This window comes from bacterium, assembly GCA_037128595.1.
Lineage (GTDB): Bacteria > Verrucomicrobiota > Kiritimatiellia > CAIKKV01 > CAITUY01 > JAABPW01.
The window spans coordinates 74,396-80,395 of record JBAXWB010000026.1 but is presented as its reverse complement, the minus strand read 5'-3'; the positions used below and the strand labels follow the sequence as shown (position 1 = coordinate 80,395).

The following is a 6,000-nucleotide window of genomic DNA, read 5'->3' as shown; positions in this document are numbered from 1 at the left end:
GAAGATTCCCGCCAGCCATTAGCCAATGCTGTTGCATTGGCTAATGGCTGGCGGGGGCAATAAATCCATCCACTATTGGGTAAAAGTGCCTCAGAATAATCGATATACTTGGGCGTCAAACAAATTCATCATCAAGGAACAATTATGCGCTTATCTTGACGGTGCTGGAGTAAGTCCAAAAACCTTCGACCAAATCGTGTTCAACAATTATTCGCAGTGGGTACGGTTGCCCTATATGTGTCGAAAATCCGTAGAAAACGTCGTTCCCGTATTTGCCAAGACTGAAATAATCTATCTTAACCAATCTCCATCAATTAATTTGATAAATACGGGTAGTCATAAGGCTATTCAAGAGACATATACACCCATACAAGAGAAACAATACAAGAAAGCAGTTAATACTAATGATAGTACAGTATCTGTATTAGAGTGGAATTTCTTGGAATGTATGCGATTTATTGATGAAGTGACTGCCCGAGGATTAATAAGGGGGCAAAGACTGATTTTGCATACATGTTTGCTGACATGCAGAAGGATATTTGGTGCATCTGACGAACAATTGGTGAAGAAGTTTGCGGAAATTGTAAGCCACGAGAAATCCCAAATCGGTTTGAAAAATGATGATGCTATCAAGGACTTCAAGAACCATATTGCCAAATCTTCCATCAAGGGTAATGCACGATTGCCAGACACCCGTTCGCTTACTTTTCCACTGAATACGCCAGAACGCCTTGTAAGCCATTTGAGAAGCAGGGGGTATTGTCGCCCTAAGCAGACCGCCAAAGTCATATTACAGGTCATTCTCCCCCTGCTAGTGACTCTTCCTGAACAATGCATGAATGGAACCGCAGGAATAAAGTCCTCTGAGGTCGGCAAAGTCGCTGGTTCAAGATATCGCAACGATGTTATGACCGATCTTCGCCGTTATTACATCCTTGAAGCACGTAACACAAAGTACATTCCCAAGGTGAAGACGATGACGTATTTCATCAACGTTCATAAGATTGTCTACATGTTGTTCAAGGATCATCCAGAGCTATTGGTGTGGAAATATACGGCAAACTCGAAGAAAGAGGGGATTTGTGTGCCGGAGGGTAAATAATTGAAAGGACAATTCCCATGACTATAAACTTTCACGACTATTGCGAGATTAGCGAAGAATTGCCTGTGATTTTGGAAGAGAGGCGGAAAAAGAAGCTCAAGTCCACCAAGCCTCCTCCCATTGTAAAATATCCCCAAAGAGTTCTCCGAAATTCCAAAACGGCGCATATCATCAAAAAGTTTTTACCTAAATCTTAACCCGCATGGTTGGCAATAGGTCGCTGTGAATTCTGTTGGAATGGAAGAGCCAAACGGCATCCCAGTGCTTCGGTAACGCTCTTCAGGTAATTTTCGGCAGTATAGCAAGGCATTTCAAAAAGTACAGTTATACTCATCTATTCTTTAGTGTAATGCTAGCTTGCATAGACTCTTGCGCCAACTTGTGGAAAAATCTCTGGCATGGATCACCAAATTAAAACGCTTTCGCCAGAGGATCAGCAACATTTAATCAATCAGCTTGAAGCCATTAAGACGTTACCGAAGCACTCGTCACACAAATCAAATGCAATGAAAGATGTTATAGCTTGGATGGTTGAAAAAAAATTCGACTGTTTCACCACGAACGTAACCAAGAATGGAGAAATGTATCGTGGAAAAGTTGGGGACTACTTTTTAGGAATACCGCCCAAAGGAAATCGAAGATACTCTGCAGATGATGGGCCGGTAATTGTGGTCTGTGTTGGAACCGGAATTTATTGCAAGCGTCACTTCATGGCAGGGCATTGTGCTTGATCCGCTCTAATGGTCAGCAAGTGCCTTCAAATTCCTCCCAGTGCCAACAAACCCGTCCTCCCCGCACCAAGGCTAGTTAACGATTCCCAAAGCCCTGTATAGGATTTCAGAATAGCCCTAAGCATTCCGAATTACTTCACCTGCTCCTGATTTCCCGCCAGCTACCCAAACTGCGCTACATTTGGAAAAATTTCGCGTATAGGGCTTTGGTGGCGGTTTCTTATTTTTTTCGTTTGTGGGCAATGCTTGGAAAACATACCCCGTCTAATCGCTGAAACGAGGCTAAATTACCATACTTCAAGTCTGAAATAATGCTTTTGGATGATTGCCTAAATATTAGCTATAGTATAGCGTACTATTAAGATATGTCGAGAAATTTCACTGATTTCTGCAAAATAAATGTTCGGGAAATGTTGGAAATTTGTTGACCTACATTTGGACCGTGGCGCAATGTTTCGTCGGACTTTTGGAGCAACCAGACCCGATCATGCTTCCACCGCAATAACTGCACTTGCCCTTTTCGGAAGGAACCACGCAATATTTCGTCGGGCTTTTACTACATCCTGATCCAACCATAGTGCCACCACAGTAGCTACACTTTCCATAATTGATAATCACACAATATTTCGTGGGACTTTTTGAACAGCCGGAGCCTATCATGCTTCCACCACAGAAGACGCACTTAGCACCAACTGCCCAACAGACGCATGCCACGGATACCGTCGCGCGGTGGCGCTTGCCAAGGGCAGCAAGGGCCGGATTGGGGCACTGATTTCCGCGCAACAGGGCGTATTCCAGATTACCGAGCGTTACTCCACTGAAACCTCCGGTTCGGGTGAATACGACACCTCTTCCATTGAAAAAAGCGCCAAAGCCGTCGTGACGTTGGACTACGCGATCGAGGCCAATCCCTGATAAAAGAGTTGCGAGTCGAGAGTTGCGCGTTGAGAATTAAAGAGAAAGGCCCCATGGGGGGCTCTTGCGCTATACCGGTTCTGTTCCTGCGGCGCTACAGGCCTGTTCGTAGGCCGCACAGGCGGCGGCGTAGTCTTCGTTGGCGTCGGTTTGACTGTCAATGGTGCCGGTTTTCAAGGTCTTTTCGTAGGCGGCCCGGGCGGCCCTGTAGACCTTGGTCGCTTCCTCATAGGCTCTGGTGGCGGTATCGTAGACGTCGGTCGCCGCCTTGTGGGCGGCCGTCGCCGCGGCATAGGTCGCTGCGGCCTGTTTTTTGACGTCCGTCAGTTGCCCGTTTTCCGTTTCGCTCATGCAGCCCCCCCTCGTTGCAGATGATTATACCGGTGCTCGTTATATCTGTCCAATATTTGCGTTATCTAGAAAGAATGTCAGGGCATGAACCGGACACAGACGGGGGCCCCGATAGTGATGGCCTGTCCCGTGGGTGCCAGCATTCCTGATTCCGGGTTGATGCGAAAAACAATGACCGTGTTGGCGTCCTGGTTGGCGACCACGCAATATTGACCCGTCGGGTCGATGTTGAAATTCCGCGGATTCTTAATCCCTGAATTCTGGAAGCCCAACAGGGTCAGCCGCCCTGTGTCGGGATTGATTTTATAGATGACGATGGAATCGTGGCCGCGATTGGAGCCGTAGAGGAATTTTCCGCCGGGATGGACACGCACTTCGGCGCAAGTGGTTTCGCCCGTATATCCTTCCGGCAGGGAGGAGATCGTTTGAATTTCCGAAAGCCCCCCGGTTTTCGGTTCATAAGCAAAGGCAATAATGGTGTTATCAAGTTCATTGATAAGATAGGCGAATTTGCCGCCGGGGCCAAACGAGAGGTGTCGTGGGCCCGCTCCGGGTTTGATTTTTATCTCCGCCGGTTCGTTCGGGAGAAGCCGGCTCGTTTTGGCGTCGCGCCGGTGAATCATGATTTTATCGAGCCCGAGATCGGCCACATACGCAAAGCGGTTGTCCGGGCTGAGATTGACGCTATGAACGTGCGGCTCATTCTGGCGCTTGGGATTGATGCTTGAGCCGGCATGCTGAATGATGCTTGCCGGTTCAGCCAGAGTGCCATTTTTATTGATGGGAATGGAGGCCACGCTTCCGCCGCCATAATTGGCGACGAGCAGGGTATTCCCGTCGCTGGAAATACACACATGGCACGGCCCTTTCCCTCCGGTGGGGGACGTGTTCAGCAGAGTGAGTTTTTTGGTTGCCGGATCGATGGCGAAAGCGCTCACGGCGCCGGGATTACGTTCCGTCACCGCATAGATGAATTGATGGTCGGGGTGGATCTCAAGAAAGGTCGGATCCTTTGCCGGGCAGGCGAGAGTCGCAGGGGAAAGCGTCCCGGTTTTCAGATCAAGTGTGGCGTGATAAATCCCTTCGGAAAGAGGGGGTTTGGTATAGGTTCCGAAGTAGACATCGAGAGCTGGCTCGGCCAGCGCCTGTATTCCGAGCAGATAGGTTGCCATCATAATTTTTACCATGATTATATTAAGGAGCCTGGTACTGGAGTAGAAAAACAACAATACTGCCGACGTAGCAGGTCAAGCCGGCCACAAGAATCGCCAGCGAAATCGCATAGGACTGCGTCTTGCGGTCCCGGTTGGCAAGGATCAGTTCAAGGGTCTCGATATCCGTCGCCCCTTTGATCTGGGTGATCCATCTGATATTCAGACTCTGGATCAGCGTCGTGGCCGTGGCAATCAGGACGATCGTGATGCCAGCCACCAGCAGCAGGCGCGCCGCGAGATTGGTGGCGGCAATTTTCGGGCCACTAAAGCCGGTGATGGTGAGCACCAGTGTGGAGAGACTGAGCAAGAGTTGCGACCGGCCCTGAATGACCTGAAACTGCTGAGCCAGCACGTTCAGGGCAGCGGCCATACTGTTTGGCCCTGTATGGCAGGCGAGAAGCGTTGAAGCCTCTTCGCGCCTGGCAAGGATGGTGTTATTCTTCATAGCCAAGAGTCTCTATAGACTTGCTTCTGTCGTCAATCAAAACATCATCAGACCGGCTTGTCTCTGGCTCCGGTGTTTGGTAGGGTTGCCCGAGTAAAACACAAAAAGGAAAATGCTTATGGCTACGATTACATTGAAGGGGACGGCAATACAGACAGTGGGTTCTTTGCCCAAGGTCGGCACCAAGGCGCCGGCATTCAATTTAACCGGGGGCGATCTGGCTGATGTCGGACTGCCGCAGTTTGCCGGCAAAAAGAAAGTCCTGAACATTGTGCCCAGCTTGGATACATCGGTGTGTGCCCTGTCGGCGCAACGGTTCAATCAGGAAGTGGCGGCCATGACCGATACGGTGGTCATCAATATCTCGGCTGATCTGCCTTTTGCCCAGAAACGATTTTGCGAGAGCCTGGGTCTCAAGAATATCATCAATCTCTCCACCATGCGCTCTGCCACGTTTGGCAGAGACTACGGGGTGGTCATCACCACCGGACCGCTGGCCGGATTGATGAGCCGGGCGGTGCTGATTCTGGACAAGTTGGATCAGGTCGTCTATGCCGAACAAGTTCCTGAAATCGCCCAGGAGCCGAACTATGAAGCGGCATTATCAGCGGTAAAAAAAGCCGGCTGATAAAAGGGGATGTCCCCTGGCTCAGTCACCAGGAATGGGCATCCCGTTGATGGTAAGGGGGCTGCACCTCAGAGTAATGAGAAGGGTACAAACTCCAGTCTGTGCCCTTCGAATCCTCGTATTCCTTCTAATTTCTTAAGGGCCTCCGCCAGGGATGACACCTCATAATATTTGCCATTGCTTGCCATCCACATCTGGCCGTTCCAGATTCCCATCACTACACAGTGCCCATTGGAATGCGACTCTACTGGAAATACCAATGCGATCCAGCATGTAAACCCCTTGGCTTCGCATAATTCCTCTACACATGTGGCGAAATCGTCACAATCGCCATAGCCGCGATTCCATATGGTTTGGCCGCGACTCCATTGATCGCCGTTTTCCTCGTGATAAGTCACATGTCTGCGAACCTGCCAGCAAATGGCCCTGGGGGACTTCACGACTGCGAGTGTTTCCCGCCAACTCAGGACGTCGAAAGACCGGTGCCACCATGATACCAGCGGCGGTGGCTGATTTGTCAGCTGAGACTGGGCCGGGAGTTCAGAGGGACCTATCGCGCTGAGCGCCGTCAGAATGATTACCATGATTGGAAAATGATTGCTCATAGTACATAC

General features: G+C 49.8%; 8 protein-coding genes. 4 read left to right on the top strand and 4 right to left on the bottom strand.

Annotation, left to right across the window (positions count from 1 at the left end; translation table 11 throughout):
• The first annotated feature begins 43 nt into the window (after positions 1 to 43).
• The 3 genes from WCS52_15125 to WCS52_15115 all read left to right on the top strand — a co-directional run bounded on the left by WCS52_15125 (position 44) and on the right by WCS52_15115 (position 2,748).
• Positions 44 to 1,102 (top strand): hypothetical protein, encoded by a 1,059-nt coding sequence (locus WCS52_15125; protein MEI6168513.1) that lies wholly within the window; start codon positions 44 to 46, stop codon positions 1,100 to 1,102.
• A 398-nt stretch (positions 1,103 to 1,500) separates the two neighbouring features.
• Positions 1,501 to 1,833 (top strand): hypothetical protein, encoded by a 333-nt coding sequence (locus tag WCS52_15120; protein MEI6168512.1) that lies wholly within the window; start codon positions 1,501 to 1,503, stop codon positions 1,831 to 1,833.
• A gap of 729 nt (positions 1,834 to 2,562) precedes the next feature.
• Complete coding sequence (locus WCS52_15115) at positions 2,563 to 2,748, top strand: hypothetical protein (GenBank protein MEI6168511.1); 186 nt, start codon at positions 2,563 to 2,565, stop codon at positions 2,746 to 2,748.
• Positions 2,749 to 2,817: 69 nt separating this feature from the next.
• On the opposite strand, the gene WCS52_15110 is transcribed toward WCS52_15115, so the two are convergent.
• The 3 genes from WCS52_15110 to WCS52_15100 form a co-directional block, all read right to left on the bottom strand.
• Complete coding sequence (locus WCS52_15110) at positions 2,818 to 3,099, bottom strand: hypothetical protein (GenBank protein MEI6168510.1); 282 nt, start codon at positions 3,097 to 3,099, stop codon at positions 2,818 to 2,820.
• A 77-nt stretch (positions 3,100 to 3,176) separates the two neighbouring features.
• On the bottom strand, positions 3,177 to 4,274 hold the full coding sequence (locus WCS52_15105; GenBank protein ID MEI6168509.1) for a lactonase family protein: 1,098 nt from the start codon (positions 4,272 to 4,274) through the stop codon (positions 3,177 to 3,179).
• A gap of 19 nt (positions 4,275 to 4,293) precedes the next feature.
• A complete protein-coding gene (locus WCS52_15100) occupies positions 4,294 to 4,758 on the bottom strand; it encodes a hypothetical protein (GenBank protein ID MEI6168508.1) in 465 nt (154 codons plus the stop codon).
• 118 nt (positions 4,759 to 4,876) lie between these two features.
• Between WCS52_15100 and tpx the strand changes: the two genes are divergently transcribed.
• Positions 4,877 to 5,386: a thiol peroxidase gene (tpx, locus tag WCS52_15095; protein MEI6168507.1), complete on the top strand. Its 510-nt coding sequence runs from the start codon at positions 4,877 to 4,879 to the stop codon at positions 5,384 to 5,386.
• 68 nt (positions 5,387 to 5,454) lie between these two features.
• Here tpx and WCS52_15090 read toward each other — a convergent pair whose 3' ends face one another.
• Positions 5,455 to 5,991 carry a hypothetical protein gene (locus WCS52_15090; protein MEI6168506.1) on the bottom strand — a complete coding sequence of 179 codons (537 nt, stop codon included), beginning with the start codon at positions 5,989 to 5,991 and terminating at the stop codon, positions 5,455 to 5,457.
• Positions 5,992 to 6,000 lie beyond the last annotated feature (9 nt).